Annotated in this window: 18 protein-coding genes; 10 read left to right on the top strand and 8 right to left on the bottom strand. The window is 66.4% G+C overall.

The genetic code is table 11. The features are described 5' to 3' along the window. The first annotated feature begins 125 nt into the window (after positions 1–125). Both AQZ49_RS00910 and AQZ49_RS00905 read left to right on the top strand, forming a co-directional pair. A complete protein-coding gene (locus AQZ49_RS00910) occupies positions 126–437 on the top strand; it encodes a PilZ domain-containing protein (protein ID WP_369819048.1) in 312 nt (103 codons plus the stop codon). A gap of 40 nt (positions 438–477) precedes the next feature. Next, a complete protein-coding gene (locus AQZ49_RS00905) occupies positions 478–2,109 on the top strand; it encodes an NAD(P)/FAD-dependent oxidoreductase (protein WP_067611488.1) in 1,632 nt (543 codons plus the stop codon). Positions 2,110–2,355: 246 nt separating this feature from the next. On the opposite strand, the gene AQZ49_RS00900 is transcribed toward AQZ49_RS00905, so the two are convergent. Both AQZ49_RS00900 and AQZ49_RS21650 read right to left on the bottom strand, forming a co-directional pair. Next, positions 2,356–3,606, bottom strand: coding sequence for an HD-GYP domain-containing protein (locus AQZ49_RS00900; RefSeq protein ID WP_231738563.1), 1,251 nt, complete (start codon positions 3,604–3,606; stop codon positions 2,356–2,358). Positions 3,607–3,711: 105 nt separating this feature from the next. Continuing rightward, the gene (locus AQZ49_RS21650; protein WP_231738561.1) at positions 3,712–4,443 is read right to left on the bottom strand and encodes an IclR family transcriptional regulator; all 732 of its coding nucleotides are present in this window, start codon (positions 4,441–4,443) and stop codon (positions 3,712–3,714) included. Positions 4,444–4,558: 115 nt separating this feature from the next. Here AQZ49_RS21650 and AQZ49_RS00890 point away from each other — a divergent pair, with 115 nt between their 5' ends. The 6 genes from AQZ49_RS00890 to AQZ49_RS00865 are packed head-to-tail and all read left to right on the top strand — an operon-like array spanning position 4,559 to position 11,565. After that, positions 4,559–5,476 carry an SDR family NAD(P)-dependent oxidoreductase gene (locus AQZ49_RS00890; RefSeq protein ID WP_067611479.1) on the top strand — a complete coding sequence of 306 codons (918 nt, stop codon included), beginning with the start codon at positions 4,559–4,561 and terminating at the stop codon, positions 5,474–5,476. 13 nt (positions 5,477–5,489) lie between these two features. Beyond that, entirely contained in the window at positions 5,490–6,665 is a 1,176-nt protein-coding gene (locus AQZ49_RS00885) for an acyl-CoA dehydrogenase family protein (protein ID WP_067611475.1), read from the top strand. Between the two features lies 1 nt (position 6,666). Next, entirely contained in the window at positions 6,667–7,866 is a 1,200-nt protein-coding gene (locus AQZ49_RS00880; protein ID WP_067611472.1) for a CoA transferase, read from the top strand. Beyond that, a complete protein-coding gene (locus AQZ49_RS00875) occupies positions 7,863–9,095 on the top strand; it encodes an acetyl-CoA C-acetyltransferase (RefSeq protein WP_067611469.1) in 1,233 nt (410 codons plus the stop codon). Before AQZ49_RS00880 ends, AQZ49_RS00875 begins: the two co-directional genes overlap by 4 nt. Continuing rightward, complete coding sequence (locus AQZ49_RS00870) at positions 9,092–10,678, top strand: acyl-CoA dehydrogenase family protein (protein WP_067611466.1); 1,587 nt, start codon at positions 9,092–9,094, stop codon at positions 10,676–10,678. Before AQZ49_RS00875 ends, AQZ49_RS00870 begins: the two co-directional genes overlap by 4 nt. Further along, positions 10,678–11,565, top strand: a complete 888-nt coding sequence (locus tag AQZ49_RS00865; RefSeq protein ID WP_067611464.1) for an HTD2 family dehydratase — start codon at positions 10,678–10,680, stop codon at positions 11,563–11,565. The genes AQZ49_RS00870 and AQZ49_RS00865 overlap by 1 nt, the downstream gene beginning before the upstream one ends. On the opposite strand, the gene AQZ49_RS00860 is transcribed toward AQZ49_RS00865, so the two are convergent. After that, entirely contained in the window at positions 11,526–12,437 is a 912-nt protein-coding gene (locus tag AQZ49_RS00860) for a LysR family transcriptional regulator (RefSeq protein WP_067611462.1), read from the bottom strand. The genes AQZ49_RS00865 and AQZ49_RS00860 overlap by 40 nt on opposite strands. Before the next feature lie 179 nt (positions 12,438–12,616). On the opposite strand from AQZ49_RS00860, the gene AQZ49_RS00855 reads away from it, so the two are divergent. Beyond that, positions 12,617–12,955, top strand: a complete 339-nt coding sequence (locus tag AQZ49_RS00855) for a hypothetical protein (RefSeq protein WP_067611459.1) — start codon at positions 12,617–12,619, stop codon at positions 12,953–12,955. Between the two features lie 119 nt (positions 12,956–13,074). Beyond that, entirely contained in the window at positions 13,075–13,479 is a 405-nt protein-coding gene (locus AQZ49_RS00850; RefSeq protein ID WP_067611456.1) for a PilZ domain-containing protein, read from the top strand. A gap of 9 nt (positions 13,480–13,488) precedes the next feature. On the opposite strand, the gene AQZ49_RS00845 is transcribed toward AQZ49_RS00850, so the two are convergent. From AQZ49_RS00845 to AQZ49_RS00825, 5 genes are all read right to left on the bottom strand, one after another. Further along, positions 13,489–14,784 (bottom strand): spinster family MFS transporter, encoded by a 1,296-nt coding sequence (locus AQZ49_RS00845; RefSeq protein WP_231738559.1) that lies wholly within the window; start codon positions 14,782–14,784, stop codon positions 13,489–13,491. Between the two features lie 139 nt (positions 14,785–14,923). Further along, positions 14,924–15,391: a sarcosine oxidase subunit gamma family protein gene (locus AQZ49_RS00840; protein ID WP_067611450.1), complete on the bottom strand. Its 468-nt coding sequence runs from the start codon at positions 15,389–15,391 to the stop codon at positions 14,924–14,926. A 1-nt stretch (position 15,392) separates the two neighbouring features. Then, positions 15,393–18,239: a 2Fe-2S iron-sulfur cluster-binding protein gene (locus AQZ49_RS00835; protein ID WP_067611447.1), complete on the bottom strand. Its 2,847-nt coding sequence runs from the start codon at positions 18,237–18,239 to the stop codon at positions 15,393–15,395. Continuing rightward, entirely contained in the window at positions 18,239–18,478 is a 240-nt protein-coding gene (locus tag AQZ49_RS00830) for a sarcosine oxidase subunit delta (RefSeq protein ID WP_067611444.1), read from the bottom strand. The genes AQZ49_RS00835 and AQZ49_RS00830 overlap by 1 nt, the downstream gene beginning before the upstream one ends. A 5-nt stretch (positions 18,479–18,483) precedes the next feature. Then, positions 18,484–19,746 (bottom strand): sarcosine oxidase subunit beta family protein, encoded by a 1,263-nt coding sequence (locus tag AQZ49_RS00825; RefSeq protein WP_067611442.1) that lies wholly within the window; start codon positions 19,744–19,746, stop codon positions 18,484–18,486. Between the last annotated feature and the right edge of the window lies 1 nt (position 19,747).

Below are 19,747 nucleotides of genomic sequence, written 5' to 3'. Positions count from 1 at the left end.
CACCCGACTATGCCGTTGCGATCGGCCCGGCGCAAATCCCAAACAGCGAACACTTCCTAACGCGACTTTAAGGAATGGATCTTATTGCTTGAAAAGATAGGTATTGAGTCGTTTCGACAGGCACCATGATGATCGCGACCGAGCAATCCTCCACGCGCCCCCTCGTCCCGCGGCGTTCAGAGCGCCGGGGTATCAGCGCGAAAGTGCAATACCGCCGCTCGACGGTGCGTATGGCAGGGGTGACGCTTGACTTGTCGTGCCATGGCGTGCGGCTGGCCGCGATGGAACGCCTTCGCATCGGTGAAACGCTGTGGATCACGTTGCCCGGCCTGCCGCCCCGTCGCGCCACGGTCAAATGGGTCGATCGCTTCGAAATCGGCTGCGAATTCGACGAAGCGCTGCATCCCGCCGTGCTCGATCGCATCATCACCGGTTAGGGCAGTTTCGCTCGCGCCCCGGCTTGTGTAGAGGGGCGCGATGTTGCGCCTTACCGAACTCAAACTGCCGCTCGACCATAACGCCGACGATCTCGAAGCCGCGATCTGCGATCGGCTCGACGTGCCACGCGCAGATCTGGTGCGCTATACGATTGCCAAGCGCGGCAACGATGCGCGCCGCAAATCGGCGATTCAACTGGTCTATGCGGTCGATGTCGCATTGCGCGACGAATCCGGGGTGCTGGAACGCCAGGCCGGGGCCCGCGATCTGCGCCCCAGCCCCGACACCACCTATCGCTTTCCGGTCATGGCCTCGCCGGGCTGGTCGGGGCCGCGCCCGGTGGTGATCGGCGCGGGGCCATGCGGGCTGATGGCGGCGCTGGTGCTGGCGCAGATGGGGCTGCGGCCGATCATCATCGAACGCGGCAAAGCCGTACGCGAACGCACCAAGGACACCTGGGCGCTGTGGCGCCGGTCGGTGCTGACCCCTGAATCCAATGTGCAATTCGGCGAAGGCGGCGCGGGAACGTTTTCCGACGGCAAACTCTACAGCCGGATCAAGGACCCGCGCCATCTCGGGCGCAAAGTGCTGGTCGAATTCGTCAAGGCCGGGGCGCCCGCCGATATCCTGACCGAGGCGCATCCCCATATTGGCACGTTCCGGCTGGTGACGATGGTGATGAGCATTCGCGAAACGATCGAGGCGCTGGGCGGCGAATACCGCTTTGGCACGCGGGTCGATGATTTCGAGATCGAAGCTAACGTGCAAGGGGCGCGGCAGATCACCGCGCTGCATTTGTCCGACGGCACCGTGCTGCGTGCCAGCCACGTGATCGTCGCGGTGGGGCATTCGGCGCGCGACACGTTCCAGGTGCTGCACGATCGCGGCGTGCATGCCGAGGCCAAGCCGTTTGCGATCGGCGTGCGTATCGAACATCCCCAGGGCTGGATCGACCGCGCACGCTATGGCAGCTTTGCCGGCAATCCGATCCTGGGCCCGGCGGCCTATGCGGCCTCGCATCAGGCGCGCAACGGGCGCACCGTCTACAGTTTCTGCATGTGCCCGGGCGGCCGCGTGGTGGCCGCCACCAGCGAGGAAGGGCGCGTCGTCACCAATGGCATGAGCCAGTATTCGCGCGCCGAATTCAATGCCAATTCGGGCCTGGTGGTCGATATCGACCCGACCCGCGACTATCCCGGCGGGCCGCTGGCGGGCATCGCGTTTCAGCGCCACTGGGAAAGCCTGGCGTTCACCGCAGGGGGCAGCGATTACAAGGCGCCGGGCCAGAAAGTCGGCGATCTGCTGGCCGGCCGCGCCTCTTCGGGTGAATTCGGTACGGTCGTGCCCTCGTATCAGCCCGGTGTGCGACTGACCGATCTGGCACAGTGCCTGCCGCCTTATGTGATCGAGGCCATCCGCGAGGCTCTGCCGGTGTTCGGCCGCCAGATCCCCGGCTATGACCACCCCGACGTGATCATGACCGGGGTGGAAACGCGCACGTCCTCACCAGTGCGGTTCCGACGCGGGGCCGATCTGCAGAGCATCAACACCAAAGGCCTGTACCCGGCGGGTGAAGGTGCAGGCTATGCCGGGGGCATCCTGTCGGCGGCAGTTGATGGCATCAGAGCTGCCGAAGCGCTGGCGCAAGATGTGTTGAGCGCATACGAATAAGGGAGCCAATCCGGCTTGCCCCAAAGGGCAAGCGCCTTTCGGCTTCGCCAGATATTTTGTGCCAAATCAAATAATTGGACCGGTCGATCAACACCATCGCGGTGGCCATTGCATTTTTTGCACTGCACTGGACAGCTTTTCGCACTTGCACAACAGGCGTGTGCAACCCATCTTGATCCTGCCTTTCAGGCATCCTCTCCCAAAACTTTCAAAGCCGATCGGGCAACCGGTCGGCTTTTTTTCGCCTCATGCCCGGTTCGCCGCGCGCAACGCCCCTGCCATCAACTCTTCCCGCAACCTGTCGAGCGGTGGCAGGCGCAATTCGGCCGCATCGGCAATGCCTGCGATGGCGTCTTCGCCATAACACTGGCCCAGTGCGAGGGTGGCTTGGCGGCAGGGCACCATCGCGCCCCCGGCCACGTCGATGCTGGCGAATATGCGCACGGTCGGCAGCGCGACATCGGCTTCATCCTGATCGACCACCATCGCCAGTCGGCCCGAGCGCAGGCGCACAAATGACCCGATCGGATAGACCCCGACCGCCTCGACCAATCGCGCGGCAATCATTGCATCAAACAGGTGAGGCTGCGCGGCGATCACACCGAGCGCACGTGCGGGATCGAGCGCGGGGGTGTCGGGCGTGCCGGTGACCAGTTGATCATAGCTGTCGCACACCGCGGCCATGCGTCCGAACAGACCGATCGTGGCGCCTGACAGACCGTTTGGATAGCCACTGCCGTCGAGCCGTTCGTGATGGTGCAGGCATCCAGTCTGAACGTCGGGCGGGATATCGCCCGCCGCGCGCATCAGCGTCTGGCCAAACAGCACGTGCCCTTTGGCCACGGCCGGCGGCAGATCGCGATAGTCGGCTACGCCCACTTCTGCCGACAGTTGCGCCAGCGCAATATCCATCATCATCCCGACCATCCCCGCCGCGCGTGTCGCCGCCGGGGCCAGGCCCAGGCGCTGGGCCAGTGCAACCATCAAGGCCGCCACCGCCAGTGCATGGCGATAGAGGTGCACCTGGTCGCTTTGGCACTGCAACAGGCCGTTGAAGGCATAGATGTTGCGCTGGATCGACAGATAGATCTCGTCGACCACGGGCGCGACATCGCTTGCGGCGACCAGTTTGCCCAACCGCGCTTCCAAAAACAGCCGATTGACCGCCTTGCCCGCCTGTCGCGCCAGCCGTTCGGCGCGCAACATTTCCTGCGACAGATCCACTGCGCGGCGCCCCGCCATCGCCGCCCCGGCAATCGCGCGCGACAGCTTTGGCGATCCGGCGACGGGGGTCCGGTCGTTGGCCGCCATTTCGACATCACGCCCCTGCGTGGGGTCGATCAGCACCCATTCGACCGCGCTGTCGCGCAAGGCGCGCAGGCGTGCCGGATCGTCGAGCACAAACCGCGCCTTCCAGAACGGATGGCGAAACCAGTTGCCCTCCAGCCGGTGAATATACATCCCCAGCTCCACCTGATCGGTGCGAATACGTCTCACTTGTGCCACCAACCCTGTCTCGGATCGGCAGATTGGCATGGGGCCATTCAACAGCACGGTTGCGGCACCCTCCGCAAAGTCCCCTAACCGGCACGAGGCACGAATTCAGCTTTCGTGGAATGCGCTCTCGGTGGTCAGCGCGAGCAGCGCCTCACCCAGCGCCTCGATCTCGCGCTCGCTGCGCGATCCTGCAAAAACCGAGGCGGACAGGCACAGCCGGGGACTGCGCGTGCCGGGCACGACCAGTCCGATCGACACCACGCCGGGGTGGGCATAGCCATCGTCGATGCCGAACCCGGTCTGGCGTGTGCGCGCGACTTGTTCCGCCCACGCAGCAAAGGCCAATGGCCTGCGCCAGCGCAAGGCGCCAAACCGCCGGTGCAGTTCGTCCGGGTCGGGCGCTTCGGTGGCGATCACCGCGCGTCCGACCGACCCGGCGCCAACCGGCTGGCGCTGACCGATCGCCATATGAATGCGCGTGGTCGCCTCGCTTTCGCCCAGCGCCACCAGCGTCAGCCGGTCGGACCCGATCTGTTGCCACAGCCCGCACGCCGTGTCGTGACCTTGCGCAAAGCGCGTGAGCAATGGCTGTGCCTGCGCGATACGCTGCGCCATGCGCGCGCCGCTCAACAAGTCGGCGCCCTGCCAGGCCGGGGTCAGCCGATAGCGCCGCGCATCGCCGGCGCGTTCGAGCGCCCCTTCGCCGACCAGCGTGCGCAGCAGGTTGAGCGCGCTCGACGGGCTGAGCCCGGTGTCGCGACACACTTGTGTCAAAGTCAGCGCACCCTCGCTCGCCAACAGGCGCAAAATGGCAAACGCCTGCGAGACGGAACGCACCGGGCCGGTCATCGCGCCGCTATATTTTTCACAAGTGTGAAAATCAATTCCTGATGTTGAATAGATGTCCTGGCATCGATACCCCGGCCCGGCAAGACGAAAGGACCAGAGTCGCATGCCGGGCATTCTCGAAGGCAAAGTCGTGGCCATTACCGGCGCCGGGCGCGGGATCGGCCGCGAAGTGGCGCTGCTGTGCGCGCGCGAGGGCGCGGCGGTGGTGGTCAACGATCCGGGCGTGGCGCAGGCGGGCGATGGCGGCGACACCGGCCCTGCCGATGCGACGGTTGCCGATATCCGCGCCGCCGGGGGCCGCGCCTGGGCCAATCTGGCCAGCGTTGCCGATCCGCTGGGCGCGGCCAGCATCATCGAGGATGCGGTGCAGCGGTTTGGCCGGATCGATGCGGTGGTCAACAACGCCGGGATCTTGCGCGACACGATCTGGCACAAGATGAGCCATGCCGACTGGCAGGCGGTGATTGATGTCAACCTGACCGGGCCGTTCAACGTGTCAAAGGCGGCAACACCCTATTTTCGCGAACAAGGCTCTGGCAGCTTCATCCATTTCACCTCGACCAGCGGGCTGATCGGCAATGTCGGTCAGGCCAATTATTCCGCCGCCAAGCTGGGTCTGGTCGCGCTGTCGCAGTCGATCGCGCTCGACATGGCGCGCTTTGGCGTGCGTTCGAACTGCATTGCGCCGTTTGCGTGGAGCCGGATGACTGCGTCGATCCCCGCCGAAACCCCCGAACAGAAATTGCGCGTCGAGCGCATACAGTCGATGAGCGCGGACAAGATCGCGCCGCTGGTGGCCTTCCTCGCCTCCGACCGCGCGGCCGAGGTCAACAACCAGATCTTTGCCGTGCGCCGCAACGAAATCGTGCTGTTCAACAAACCGCGCCCGGTGCGGTCGATGACCAAAGTCGAAGGGTGGACCGCGCAGGCCATCGCCGATGAACTGGTACCCGCGTTCCGCCCCAATTTTGCCCGTGCCGATGAAGTTTCGGCGCATGTCTTCCCCTATGACCCGATCTGAGGGCCCCGCGACCATGAGCACCAACCCCGGCATGGACCCTGATGTCTTTGCGCAGTTTCACCAACAGCTCGAACGCTATGTGCGCGAACGACTGGTGCCCGCCGAGGCCGAGGTGATCGCCAACGACGGCATTCCCGACGCGCTGAAGGCCGAAATGGTCGACATGGGCCTGTTTGGCCTGACCATGCCCGAAGAATACGGCGGCGCGGGGATGAACGTGCAGCAATATATCGAAACGATCCACACACTGTCCTACGCCATGCCGGCCTATCGTTCGATCATCTCGATCAACATCGGCATGGTCTGTTCGGCGATCAAAAATTCCGGCACGCCCGAACAGAAGGCGCAGTGGCTGCCGCGCCTGGCCGCCGGCGAAGTCGCCGCGTTCGGCCTGACCGAGCCGGGTTCGGGATCGGATTCGGCCGGGTTGCAGACCAGCGCGGTGCGCAGCGGCAATGGCTATGTGATCAACGGCACCAAGCGGTACATCACCAACGCGCCTTATGCCAAACTCGGCCTGATCATGGCGCGCACGTCGAAGGAAAACCTGCCCAAAAATGCCCATGTCTCGGCCTTTCTGGTGCCGCTCGACACCCCCGGCGTATCGCGCGGCAAATCCGACCGGAAGATGGGCCAGCCCGGCAGCCATATCGGCGACCTGATCTTCGACAATGTATTCGTGCCAGGCGACGCCCTGCTCGGCGGCGAGGAAGGCAAAGGCTTTGCCACCGCGATGCAGAGCCTCGACAACGGGCGGCTGTCGGTCGGCGCGGCCAGCACCGGCTATGCCCGGCGCATTCTCGACACCGCCACCCGCTATGCCACCGAGCGCAAGGCGTTTGGCGAACCGATCGCCAATTTCCAGTTGATCCAGGCCATGCTGGCCGACAGCTATGCCGAAATCTATGCCGCGCAATGCATGATGCGCGACGCCATTGCCAAAGCCGACAGTGGCGCGAAAATCCTGAAGGAAGCCGCCGCGTTCAAGATGTTCGCCAGCGAAATGTGCGGCCGCGTGGCCGACCGTTGCGTGCAAATCCACGGCGGTGCAGGCTATCTGTCGGAATATGAGGCCGAACGGTTTTTCCGCGATGTGCGGATCTATCGCATTTACGAAGGCACTACGCAGATCATGCAACTGGTCATCGCCAAGCAGATGTTGCGCGATTTCGCCGCGGGCGCGGCCTGACATGTATCCGCTGCTCAACGGGCTGTCGGTGATCGAGGCGTCGTCGTTCGTCGCCTCGCCCACCTGCGGGCTCTATCTGGCGCAAATGGGCGCCGAGGTGATCCGCGTCGACCAGATCGGCGGCGGGCCCGATTATCACCGCTGGCCGGTCACCGCCGACAATGCCTCGCTCTATTGGGAAAACCTCAATCGCGCCAAACGGTCGGTCGCGCTCGATCTGGCCCACCCCGAAGGACGCGAACTGTTGCAGGCGCTGGTGCGCGCGACCGGGCAATTCGTCACCAATTTCCCGGCCAAGGGCTTTCTGGCGCATGATGCGCTGGCGCAAGGGTGCCCAGGCCTGATCACCGTTCGCGTGATGGGCTGGGCCGATGGCAGCCCGGCGCTCGACTATACCGTCAACAACGCGGTCGGCTATCCACTGCTGACCGGCGCGGGCCCCGATCCGGTCAACCATGTGCTGCCCGCGTGGGATTTGCTGACCGGGGCCTATGCCGCGTTTGCGCTATTGGCCGCGCTGCGCCGCCGCGATGCCACCGGCCAGGGCGGTGAAGTGCGCCTGCCGCTGTCTGACGTGGCGATCGGCACGGTGGCCAATCTGGGCAGTCTGGCCGAAGTGGTCACCACCGGCGCCGACCGGCCACGGCTGGGCAACACGGTGTTCGGGCTGTTCGGGCGCGATTTCGTCACTGCCGATGGCGTGCGCACGATGATCGTGGTGGTGACCCACCGGCAATGGGCCAATCTGGTTACAGCGCTCGGGCTGGGCGACGCGATCGCGCAGATCGAGCATGCGCGCGGTGTGGCCTTCGCCGCCGATGACGGGCTGCGCTATACCCACCGCGATGCGCTGTTTCCGCTGTTCGAGGCAGCGATCGGCACGTGCCGCCATGCCGACCTGGCCGCCGCGTTCGATGCGGGCGGGATCGTCCATTCGGCCTATCGCACAATGCACGAGGCCGCCGCCGATCCCGCGCTGGTGGCCGACAATCCGATTTTCGGGACCGCCGCCAACCCCAGCGGCGCGGTCTATCCCGCCGCCGGCGCCTTTGCCACGTTGCCCGACACCCCGCGCGAACCGCCGCGCCCGGCCCCGCGCAATGGCGAACACAGCGAACAAGTGCTGGCCGAACGGCTTGGGCTACCTTCGGGCGAAGTGGCCCGCTTGATTGACTCTGGAATTGTAGGAACCGCGACATGACCAAACTGCGCCGTGCTGCCATCGTCTCTCCGCTGCGCACCGCCGTCGGCAAATTCGGCGGCGCGCTTGCCCCGCTGACCGCAGGCGATCTGGGCGCGGTGATCCTCAAGGCGCTGATCGCGCGCAGCGGGATCGATCCCGCGCGGGTCGATGACGTGGTGTTTGCGCAAGGCTATGGCAGCGGCGAAGCCCCAGCCATCGGGCATTGGTCATGGCTGGCGGCGGGATTGCCGCTGGAGGTGCCGGGCTATCAGGTCGACCGGCGCTGCGGGTCCGGGCTGCAGGCGGTGATCAACGCGGCGATGATGGTGCAAACCGGCGCCGCCGACGTGGTGGTCGCAGGCGGCGTCGAATCGATGTCGAACGTCGAACATTATACCACCGACATCCGCAAGGGCGTGCGCGCGGGCAATCTGGTGCTGCACGACCGGCTGACTCGCGGGCGGCTGATGTCGCAACCGGTCGAACGCTTCGGGGTGATTTCGGGCATGATCGAAACCGCCGAAAACCTCGCGCGCGACTATGGCATTTCACGCGAAGAGGCCGATGCCTATGCCGTGCAAAGCCACCAGCGCGCCACCGCCGCCTGGGCCAAGGGGCTGTTTGCCGACGAACTCGTGCCCGTGCCGGTGCCGCAGAAAAAGGGCGATCCGGTGGTGTTCGATCACGATGAAGGCTATCGCCCCGATGCCACCGTGGAATCGCTGGGCAAGCTGCGCGCGATCGAGGCCAGGACCATTCCCGGCGCGGTGGTCACCGCCGGCAATGCCAGCCAGCAGAACGATGCCGCCGCCGCCTGCCTGATCGTCGCCGAAGACGCGCTGGATGAACTCGGCCTCGAACCGATCGCCTGGTTCCATTCGTGGGCGGCAGCGGGCTGCGACCCGGCGCGCATGGGCATCGGCCCGGTTCCGGCGGTCGAGCGCCTGTTTGCGCGCAGCGGCTTGAGCTGGGACCAGATCGATCTGGTCGAACTGAACGAAGCGTTCGCTCCGCAAGTGCTGGCCGTGCTGAAAGGCTGGGGCTGGAGCAAGGATGACAGCCGCAAGGCGCTGCTCAATGTCAACGGCTCGGGGATTTCGCTGGGCCATCCGATCGGCGCCACCGGTGGCCGCATTCTTGCCAACCTGACGCGCGAACTGGTGCGCCGCGATGGGCGCTATGGCCTGGAAACGATGTGCATCGGCGGCGGCCAGGGGATTGCCGCCGTGTTCGAGCGCGCCCGATGACCGCCAGCGCGCTCGCAGCCGCGCGCGCCTATCTGGCCGAGGCACGGGCAGCACTGGCCGACCGGCTGACTCACCGCAGCCTCGATCAGGAACAGCGCGTCGCGCACGGGTTCGCCTGGATCGCCACCAGCGTTGCCGCGCTGGAGGCACTGGCCGACTGGCATGCGCGCAACGGCGATGCCAATCCGGTCGACGCGCTGGTGGTCCGGCTGGCCTTTGCCGAAACGCTGGCGCAACTGGTCGGCGGATTGCCGATGGGGCAGAACGAGATCGTGCGGCCCGCCGATTTCGGGCTGGGCCATGCCGCACGCCGTCTGGCCGATGCGGTTGCGACGCTGATCGAGGCCGATCTGGCCCCCGAGCGCGCGGCGCTGGCCGCCCTGCTGGCCGAAGGGCGCTGGCCGAGCGAGCAGTTCGACGATGGCGAACTCGATACCATCCGCGACCAGTTCCGCCGCTTTACCGATGCGCAGATCATTCCTCATGCGCATGGCTGGCACCTGGCCAACGCGCTGATCCCCGATGAAACGGTGGCGGCAATGGCCGATCTGGGCACGTTCGGGGTGTGCATCCCTGAACAATATGGCGGCCTGGGGCTCGACAAGCTGGTGATGTGCGTGATCACCGAGGAACTGTCGCGCGGCTGGATCGGCGCGGGATCGCTGGGCACAAGGTCGGAAATAGCGGGCGAACTGATCGTGCTGGGCGGCACCGAGGCGCAAAAGGCGCAGTGGTTGCCGCGCATCGCCAGCGGCGAAGTGCTGCCCACCGCCGTGTTCACCGAGCCCGACACCGGATCGGACCTGGGTTCGCTACAGACGCGCGCGCGGCTGATCGATGGCCAATGGGTGATCGATGGCGCCAAGACCTGGATCACCCATGCCAGCCGATCGGATCTGATGACGCTGCTGGCGCGCACGCTGCCCGATGAAAAGGGCTATGCCGGGCTGTCGATGCTGCTGGTGCCCAAATCGCGCGGCACCCACGACGATGCCTTTCCCCTGCCCGGCCTGACCGGCAGCGAGATCGAAGTGCTGGGCTATCGCGGGATGCGCGAATATGCGCTGCAATTCGATGGCGTGACCGCGCCGGCCGACGCCTTGCTGGGTGGCGAACAGGGCCAGGGGTTCAAGCAATTGATGCGCACATTTGAAGGCGCGCGCATCCAGACCGCGGCGCGCGCCGTCGGCGTGGCGCGCCGGGCGCTCGAACTCGGGCTCGCCTATGCCACCACGCGCAAGCAATTTGGCCAGGCGATCGTGCACTTTCCGCGTGTGGCCGACAAACTGGTGATGAGCCTGGTCGATTGGGTCATGGCGCGCGAACTGACATATGCCGCCGCGCGTGCCAAAGTGACCGGCAAGAGGTGTGACATCGAGGCCGGTATGGCCAAACTGCACGCCGCGCGCACCGCGTGGAGCAATGCCGATGCCGCGCTGCAGATCCATGGTGGCAATGGCTATGCGCTGGAATACGAGATCAGCCGCGTCTTGTGCGATGCGCGTATCCTCAACATTTTCGAAGGCGCGGCGGAAATTCAGGCGCAGGTGATCGCGCGCGGTTTGCTGGCGGCACGCAACTGATGGGGGAATGGGACGCCTGGATCGGCCGCAGCGAAACCCGCACCGACCGGTTGGACAGCGGGCTGGTCGCGCGCTGGTGCGCCACGTTCGACCGCGATGCACCGCGCGACGGCACCGCACCGCAAGGGCTGCACTGGTGCCTGGGTCTGCCCGACGCGCCGACCGCCACGCTGGGCCCCGATGGTCACCCACGCCGCGACGAAACGGCGCCGGGTTTCCTGCCCCCGATAGCGCTGCCGCGGCGGATGTGGGCGGCCAGCGCACTCGACTTCCACGCGCCGCTGCGGGTGGATGCTCCGATCACGCGCACCACGCATATTGCCGCGATCACCGCCAAACAGGGTGGCAGCGGCACGCTGGTGTTTGTCGAACTGACGCATGAAACCCGGTGCGACCAGGCGCTGGCGGTGTCCGAAACGCAGACTGTGGTCTATCGCGAGGCCGCACCCGTCGATGCCGCGCCAGCACCGCCTCTGCCGGGCCCCGACCGGTTCGATGCCGCTGCATGGACTTTGGCACGGACAATCGCGCCGTCGCCGCCTTTGCTGTTCCGCTATTCGGCGCTGACTTTCAACAGCCATCGCATTCACTATGATCTGCCTTATGCGACCGGGCAGGAAGGCTATCGCGGGCTGGTCGTGCATGGTCCGCTGACCGCCAGCCTGCTGCTCGATCTGGCGCGGCGCTATCTGGGCGACAACCGCCTGACCGCGTTCCGGTTTCGCGGCACTTCGCCTGCGGTCGCGGACGAGCCGCTGCATCTGGCCTTGCGCGCGCACGACGCCGGGCTGAGGCTGGGCGCCTATGCCGAGGATGGGCGCCAGATCATGGAGGCAACGGCATCGTTTCAGGGCCAGTCGTCGGATTTCCCCAGTTCGACAAACTGATCGCGCAGCCACGCCGCCGCCGGGCCGGGCGGGCAATCGCGGCGCCAGATCGCCGACAGGCCATAACGCCCGCCGCTGTGATCGGGCAGGTTCAACCGGACCAGCGCGCCCGAGGCCAGATCACCCGCCACCATCGGCAGCGGCATATTGCCCCAGCCAACCCCTTCGCGCAGCAGCGCGTGTTTGGCCGACAGGTCGGCCAAACGCCAGGTCTTGCGGCTGATCACCGCGAAATCGCGCCCTTCGGTCAGGCGCGAACGGTCTGACAGCACCAGTTGGATATGATCGCGCGCCGCGCCAGGCGGGATTGTCGCCATCTGCCCCAGCGGGTGACCGGGCGACGCCACCGGCACCATCAGCGTGGACCCGGCCGCCTCCGAATTGAGCATTTCCGCCTCGAGCGCGAGCGGCCCCGAAATGCCGATGCTGGCGGTGCCGTCGCTCACCAGCGCGGTGATCGCCCCCAGCGCCTCGACATGCAGGCGCAATTGCACGGTAGGAAACACGTGCGCAAAGGCGCGCAGGACCTGGCCCAGCCGTTCAGACGACACCATCACATCGACCGCCAGATCAACTTCGGCCTCCAGCCCGTCGAGCAGGCCTTTGACCCGCGCGCGCAAACCATCGACCCCCGCCGCGATCGCGCGGGTTTCGGTCAGCAGGGCGCGCCCGGCCACGGTCAATTGCGGTTTGCGCGTGCCTTCGCGTTCAAACAACACAAGGCCGAGCTGCGCCTCCAGATTGGCAATGCCATAGCTGATCACCGACACCGCGCGCCCCAGCCTTCGACCGGCGGCTGCGAAACTGCCGGTATCGACAATCGCCAGGAAAATCCGCAACTGGTCGAATGTCGGCGTCCCCGGATTGTTCATGCACGCGGCCCTTTTCACCAAGCGTCGATGGTCCCCGGTGCACACCCTATCGCGCAATCGGCCCGACAGCTATTCAGGAAAATGAAACAATGGCCATGATCTTATAGGGATGTTGTCCGAGTGCCATTCGGCGCATTGGACATATCCGTCGTCCCAGCCAAAGTTGCCGAGTCAAACCCATGCGATCCCAGCACCAGTCCGCACTTGCCCCCGTCCCCGCGCTTTCGACCGGCGAATGGCGCGCGGTGCAAAACGCGTTGCGCGCGGTGCATGGCAGTTCGTGCAACGGTGGTGAACATCCTGGCCCGTTGCAGCGCGGTCTTGCGCGCATCGGCCGGATCATGCCCGTGCTGCGCCCTCGCCCAGCGCACGCAGTTGCTCCCGAACACGAACCCTTGCGCGATTTCCTGTGCGAAAGCGCGCGCCACGGCCCGGCGGTTGATGATCTGGCCCAGGCGCTGAAGCGGCAGGGCTATTCCCAGGCGCAGATCGCGGCGCTGACCCTGATCGCCGGCTGATCGAAAAATTGCCCGTCGGTAAACGGAGTGTTTACCGACGGACCATAGAATCCCCGTGAAGACCAGGTGACGGCCAGGCGGGGCCGGCCACGGGCGCAATGGTCACGGGAAAACCTGCAATGTCGTTCATGGACCGGGAGCAACTTTCCGGGGCAGCGCTGCGTGAAGAACGCCGGGCACGGCTGGTGCGTGGCACTTTGCGCCTGCCAAGCGGAACAGTCATCGCGGCGCTGGTGCGCAATTTGTCCGATCGCGGACTGGGCATGACCACCAAGAGCAGGCCACCGGCGCGCGGCGATGCGGTGGTGGTGACGTTGCCCGGCTCACCCGATCTCGATGGCGTTGTCCGCTGGGTGCGCGAACACGATTTTGGCGTCGAACTGGGCGGTTCGGTCGATACCGATCAGCTTGCCACGGCAATCCGCACCGAAATCGCGCGGATGAAAGACGCCGGCGAATGGCAGGTCAGCTCGCTCCACCGCGTCCACACGCCACCGGCGGCCAAGCCGCGCCGACCGGTCTGATTCTGCCTGTCAGAACTGCGCGGTGCGCACCCGCGCGACTTCCTCATCAATCTTCTTGGTTGCCGCCCAGAAATGGTATGCCGCCCAGAATCCGGTCGGCGCCAGCAGCAACAGCGCAAACCGCAGCGATTGCGCGTCCGCCCCGTGTGGCCCGGCCACATAGTCCGATACCAGCCCGACAAACTGCGGCGCGATCACCAGATTGGCGATGTTCGCCATCAGCAGCGTCACCGCCGCCGTCATCGCACGCAATTGCGGTGGCACGACATTGTTGAGCAGGCCATAGGACGGCCCGATATAGAAATACATCGCCGGCACGAGAATCCACAGGCAGGCTTTGGCCACCGCCAGATCGTGCGTGTAGAAGATGAAAAACGACGGCACGGTAACGCCCGCGACAACCAGCGCCATCAGCCACAACACGCGTTTGGGATCAGCCATCCAGCGCGTGGCCATCAGCAGGCCGGTGCCGATCGTCGCCGCGCTGCCCGCGATCAGGTGCATTGGCCCGAGAATCTGCCCCGCTTCGCCCGCGCTCATGTGATAGGCGCGTTGCAGATACGTCGGGGTCCACCACATCAGGCCCCAGCCCCACAGCGCGACCACCGCGCCGCCCATCATCAGGTGGATCGTCGCGCGCTGTGATATGATCGTTTTCAGCGCCTTGAACACCGGCACTTTGACCCGCGCCTTGGCAATCGCGGCGCGCGCCGCCTCGGCATCGATGCCGTCCATGGCGCCGCGCACAGGCTCGCGGATGGTCGTGAAGATCAGGATGCCCATCACCAGCCCCGGCACGCCCATCGCATAGAACGCCGCGCGCCAGCCATAGGCATCGGCCACCCGCCCTGCCACGTCGGCACCGATCCACGCGCCCAGCGAGGCGCCCAGCGCCCACCCGGTCAACGCAAACGTGCGCTGATGCGGCCGAAACCAGTCGGCCAGCATCGATGTCGACGGCGGAGTCCCGCCGCTTTCGCCAACGCCCACGCCGATCCGCGCAAAGATCATCTGGGTGAACGAACGCGACAGGCCGGTGAACACCGTCAGCGCTGACCAGATCACCAGCGCGGCGGACAGAATGTTGCGACGATTGTAGCGATCGGCCAGCGCCGAAATGGGGATGCCGGCGCTGACATAGAACAGCGCCAGCGACGTTCCGGTCAGCAAGGCCACCGCGCTGTCGGTCAGGTGCAGATCCTGCTTGATCGATTCCATCACCGTGCTGATGACATAGCGGTCGGCGATGTTGATCGCATAGACCAGCGACAGCACCAGCAGCACATACCATTGGCGCGCGGTCATTTCCCCGATCCCCGACCCGGCAAACCAACCACCCGATGCCGCGGGACCCTTGTCGTGCGCCATTCCTGATTTTCCCCGAAAGCCCGGCGTTACCCAGCCGGATCTTTTTGTACCAAACGCTTTGCCGGTCAGCCTACCATCACGCCACCGCTTTCGCACCCATCGCGCGCCAGGCCGAGAGACAATGGTCGGCATAGCTGGCGGGCACAAACACGTCGCACTGCGTTGCCGCGCGCACATGCACCACACAGCGCGCATGGCTCAATGGTGTCACCGCAACCGTACCCGGACCAAACCCCGCATCTTCGGCATCGATCAGACCGCTTTGCATGATCAGATCGCGCCACCCCACGCCCGACAATTGCACATGCACCCACCCGCCTGCAACCGCGCTGACCACACCGGTCCCATTCAACGCCGCAGCAAGGCCAGCCCGGTCAAAATTCGTGCCAACCAGCCACCAGCGGCGCGGTCCGATACGCAGCACCGCGCCTTCGGCCTGCCCTGGTCCAGGCAGTGCCACACCCAGTGCGCTGGCCACAGTGGCGGCATCATCGGCATTCCACAGATCGAGCGCGAGCAGTTCCCCCACCGGGCCGACAGTCATTTCAGTCACGATAGCGCGCCCCTTGTGCATCGTAGAACAGCGGTGGACCCACCCGCACCGGCACCGTGCTGCGCCGGGTGGGAGACCAGGCGAGCATGATCTGACCATGGCGCGTTGCGCCATCGGTCAACAGGCCCAGCGCAATCGCGCCGTCCTGCGCCACGCGCGGGGCCGCGGTGGTTACATGGCCCAGCGGCGGCTCGCCCTCGCGCATGACCAGCATCGCGCCTTCGGCAATCGGGGTGTGATCAACCGAGGTCAGCCCGACCAGATGGCGGCGCCCGACCGGTCCGACCAGCGCGGGACGTTGCAGCGCCTGCCACCCGACATAGCCGCCCGTCTTGCGCAACACACCGCCCAGCCCGAGATCGGCGGGCGTTACACGCCCGTCGGCTTCGGCGCCGATCACCACGTGGCCCTTTTCAACGCGCAGATGGTCCATCGCATCCAGGCCATAGACCCCGCCGCCAAGCCCCCGCGCCGCGCCCACCAGCGCATCGAACACGGCGCGCGCCAGATGACCCGGCACATGCACTTCGAACGCGCGCTCGCCGCTATAGCTGGCGGCCAGCACCCGCACCGGCACCCCGGCAATCACCGCGTCGCCCAGCCCCATGTGCGCCGGGGCCTCCGCGCCGGTCAGCCCCGACAGCACCGCCGCTGCCTGCGGCCCGGCCAGGGCCAGCCCGGCCCAGTGTTCGCCCACATCGACCACCGCCGCACGCGGGTGGCCCAGCAGCACATCGGCAACATATGTCAGGTGCCGCGCCATGCGTGCCGCACCGCCGGTCGAACTGGTGATCAGCCAGCGGTCTTCGGCCAATCGCCACAGCGTGCCGTCATCCATCACCATGCCATCTTCGCGCAGCATGACGGTATAGCGCCCACGCCCGATCGCCAGTTTGGCCACCGGCGTCGCGCAGACGGCGGCCACCAGATCGACCGCATCGGGCCCGGCAATCTCGAACTTGGCCAGGCTCGACACATCGACCACGCCCACGCTGGCGCGCACCATGCGCGCCTCGCGCAAGCTGGCCTGCGCGACCGTTTCGTCCGGCGCAAGATAGGCGCGCGGACGCATCCACGCCCCCGCCGGAACCCACAAGGCGCCCAGCGCATCGTGCGCCGCCGCCAGGGGCAGGCGCCGGATCGGCGCGGCGTGATCGCCCTTCATCGGCCCGGCAAAAGCGCCCATCGTCACCGGGGTATAAGGCGGGCGAAACGTCGTCAGCCCGGCATCGGGCAGCGGAACCCCGCGCAGATCGGCAATCTGGGCCAGCGCGACCATCGCCCCGGTCTTGCCCTGATCGGTGCCCATGCCCAGCGTGGTATAGCGCTTGGTGTGTTCGACCGAGACATAGCCCTCGCGCTGCGCCAGCGCGAGATCGAGCGTGGTCACATCGTTCTGGAAATCGACAAAGGCCTTGCCCGGCGCCTCGTCATGCCACAGCGGCCCCGGCGCGGGCGGCGATCCCGGCCCCAGGGGATCGACCACGCGTGCCAGCGTCAGGATCGCCGACAGGTCGTGTTCGCCTGCCGCCGCGCCGATGCTGACATGGCGTTGGCGCCCCGCACCGGGCAGAAACCCGCCGCGTGCGGCGTCATATTCAAGCGCGCCGCCGGCCTGGCGATGAAGATGCAGCACCGGACTGGCGCCCCCCGACATGGCCAGACAGTCGGCCAGCAGGCGACGCTTGGCCCCATCGATCAGCGCATCAACCCCGGCCAGCCCAATGCCCCGGCGGATCGCGCGCAACGGGCGCGCGCCGGCATGCACGACAAACCGCGCCCGTGCCGCCTCGACCAGGGGGCCGCTGGCCTGCGTCCGGCTGTCGAGAATGGCGACGATCTCCACCCCCAGATCAGCGAGCGCAAAGGCCGTGCGATAGGCTTCGTCATGGCTGGTGGCGATCACCGCGCGGCGCCCCGGCGCAACCCCATGGCGCAGCGCCAGCGCACGGGCGGCGCCGGCCATCATGACGCCGGGCAGATCGTTGTTGGCAAATACCAGCGGACGCTCGATCGTGCCCGTCGCCAGCACGACTTCGCCCGCACGCACGCGCCACAACACTTGCGCATCGCCCTCGGCAGGCTGACCCGGTTCGACCCGGCGTTCGACCGCTGTCAGGAAATTGTCGTCCCAATAGCCGCTGACCGTGGTGCGCAGCAGCACCCGGCCACCGCCCGCGCGAATGCGATCGGCCACGTTTGCGGCCCATACCACGCCCGGTTCGCCATCGATTGTCACCCGTTCGCGCAACAGGCTGCCGCCCGGCGCGGCATCCTGTTCGATCAGGATCACCCGCTTGCCCGCATCGACCGCCGTCAGCGCAGCGGCCAGCCCGGCCGGGCCCGCGCCGACCACCAGCACATCGCAAAATGCGCTGCGATGGCCATAGTGATCGGGATCGGGCGCCTGTGGTGGCTTGCCCAGCCCGGCGGCGCGACGGATGAACCGTTCATAGAGCATCCAGCGCGACGGCGGGCCGAAGAAAGTCTTGTAATAGAACCCGGCGGGGATCAGCGCGGCGGCCAGCGAATTGACCGCGCCCACGTCAAACGCCAGCGAGGGCCAGGCGTTCTGGCTGCGCGCGACGAGGCCGGGATAGAGGAACACATCGGTCGCGCGCGCATTGGGCTCTGCCCGCGCGCCTTCGCCCACGGTCACCAGCGCCGACGGTTCCTCGACGCCCGCGCCCATGATCCCGCGCGGCCGGTGCAGCTTGAAACTGCGCGCGACCAGCCTGACGCCATTGGCGATCAGCGCGGCGGCAAGGGTGTCGCCGGGTTGCCCGGCATAGGCCTTGCCGTCGAAGGTGAAGGGTATCGATCCTGCAGCATCGCGCATCACAGCGGCTCCACGCTGTGGATCGCGTGGCTGATGCGGTCGCGCGTCAGGCGCAGCCACTGGCCGCACGTGTGGCTCCATATCTCGTGTTCCTGCCCACGCGGGTTGGCGCGCGCATAGAGCGTGGCAATCGCCAGTTCGGGCGCATCGTTCAGCCGCACCACGCTGTCGAGCGTGCGCTCATAGGCGAATTCTTCCTGATTGCGGGGGCCGCAATGCGGGCATGGGATCAACAGCATGGGGATCAGCGACTTTGCGGCATGGGGCCAGAGCCCACTTCATCAATCGTACGACCGTCGGCAAACCGGTTCAGATAGAACGGTGCGGCCAAGGGATGGCTTTGCCCGGTGGCCAGCAGATGGGCATAGACACTGCCCGAACCGGGCGTGGCCTTGAACCCGCCATAACACCAGCCGCCGTTGAGATAGAGCCCGTCGAGCGGCAGTTCGTCGATGATCGGCGATCCGTCAAAGCTCATGTCGGTCACCCCGGCCCAACTGCGCACCATGCGCAGGCGCGACAGCGCGGGCGCCAGCGCGATCGACTGGGCAATCGAATCCTCCAGCCGGATCGGCGCGCCGCGCTGGGCATAGCTGGGGAAGAAATCGGGATCGCCGCCGCCGACCATGCCGCCCTTGTCGCTCTGGCTGAAATAGCAGTGCAGCGTCTGCGACATCACCACGGTGTCGATCATCGGCTTGACCGGTTCGGTCACCCACGCCTGCAAGGTGTGGCTTTCGATCGGCAGTTTGATGCCCGCAAGGCCCGCGACATGCCCGCTGTTGCCCGCCACGCAGATGCCGGTGCGCCCGGCGGCGATATCGCCGCGCGTCGTGCGCACGCCGGTCACGCGGTTGCCTTCGCGCAGAAACCCGGTCACTTCGCAATTCTCGATGATATCGACGCCCAGACTGTCGGCGGCGCGGGCAAAGCCCCAGGCCACCGCATCGTGCCGCGCCGTGCCGCCCCGCCGCTGGATCAGCCCGCCCTCGATCGGCCAGCGCGCGTCGGGGCTCATGTCGAGCAAGGGCACCAGCCGCGCCACTTCGTCGCGCCCGATCAGATCGGCATCGAGCCCGTTGGCAATCATCGCATCGCCGCGTTCGGCCAGCCGCGCCATATCGGCATCGCTATGGCCCAGAAACAGCGCGCCACGCGGGCTGAACATCACGTTGTAGTTCAGTTCGTCCGACAGGCCGTGCCACAGCTTCAGCGAATATTCGAACAGGCTCTGCAACGGTGCCTGGCGATAGTTCGAGCGCACGATGGTGGTGTTGCGCCCGGTGTTGCCCCCGCCGATATAGCCTTTTTCGACCACCGCGACGCGGCGGATGCCGTGCACTTTGGCCAGATAATAGGCCGTCGACAGCCCGTGCCCGCCGCCGCCGATGATGATTACATCATAGGGCCCGCGCGGTTCCGCCGCGCGCCAGGCACGGCCCCAGTGGCGATGCCCGGTGATCGCCCCGCGCAACAGCGCCAGGGCATTGTAGCGTCCCGCGCCCATG

The organism is Novosphingobium sp. FSW06-99 (assembly GCF_001519065.1).
Lineage (GTDB): Bacteria > Pseudomonadota > Alphaproteobacteria > Sphingomonadales > Sphingomonadaceae > Novosphingobium.
This window is presented reverse-complemented; position numbering and strand designations above follow the sequence as displayed.

Coding starts and splice junctions, on each gene's coding strand:
- AQZ49_RS00885 (WP_067611475.1), top strand. CDS start 5,490: ATGAGCACCAACCCCGGCATGGACCCTGATGTCTTTGCGCAGTTTCAC.
- AQZ49_RS00910 (WP_369819048.1), top strand. CDS start 126: ATGATGATCGCGACCGAGCAATCCTCCACGCGCCCCCTCGTCCCGCGG.
- AQZ49_RS00855 (WP_067611459.1), top strand. CDS start 12,617: ATGCGATCCCAGCACCAGTCCGCACTTGCCCCCGTCCCCGCGCTTTCG.
- AQZ49_RS00880 (WP_067611472.1), top strand. CDS start 6,667: ATGTATCCGCTGCTCAACGGGCTGTCGGTGATCGAGGCGTCGTCGTTC.
- AQZ49_RS00830 (WP_067611444.1), bottom strand. CDS start 18,478: ATGCTGTTGATCCCATGCCCGCATTGCGGCCCCCGCAATCAGGAAGAA.
- AQZ49_RS00890 (WP_067611479.1), top strand. CDS start 4,559: ATGCCGGGCATTCTCGAAGGCAAAGTCGTGGCCATTACCGGCGCCGGG.
- AQZ49_RS00835 (WP_067611447.1), bottom strand. CDS start 18,239: ATGCGCGATGCTGCAGGATCGATACCCTTCACCTTCGACGGCAAGGCC.
- AQZ49_RS00840 (WP_067611450.1), bottom strand. CDS start 15,391: ATGACTGTCGGCCCGGTGGGGGAACTGCTCGCGCTCGATCTGTGGAAT.
- AQZ49_RS00825 (WP_067611442.1), bottom strand. CDS start 19,746: ATGGGCGCGGGACGCTACAATGCCCTGGCGCTGTTGCGCGGGGCGATC.
- AQZ49_RS00845 (WP_231738559.1), bottom strand. CDS start 14,784: ATGACCGCGCGCCAATGGTATGTGCTGCTGGTGCTGTCGCTGGTCTAT.
- AQZ49_RS00865 (WP_067611464.1), top strand. CDS start 10,678: ATGGGGGAATGGGACGCCTGGATCGGCCGCAGCGAAACCCGCACCGAC.
- AQZ49_RS00860 (WP_067611462.1), bottom strand. CDS start 12,437: ATGAACAATCCGGGGACGCCGACATTCGACCAGTTGCGGATTTTCCTG.
- AQZ49_RS00905 (WP_067611488.1), top strand. CDS start 478: ATGTTGCGCCTTACCGAACTCAAACTGCCGCTCGACCATAACGCCGAC.
- AQZ49_RS00870 (WP_067611466.1), top strand. CDS start 9,092: ATGACCGCCAGCGCGCTCGCAGCCGCGCGCGCCTATCTGGCCGAGGCA.
- AQZ49_RS00850 (WP_067611456.1), top strand. CDS start 13,075: ATGTCGTTCATGGACCGGGAGCAACTTTCCGGGGCAGCGCTGCGTGAA.
- AQZ49_RS00875 (WP_067611469.1), top strand. CDS start 7,863: ATGACCAAACTGCGCCGTGCTGCCATCGTCTCTCCGCTGCGCACCGCC.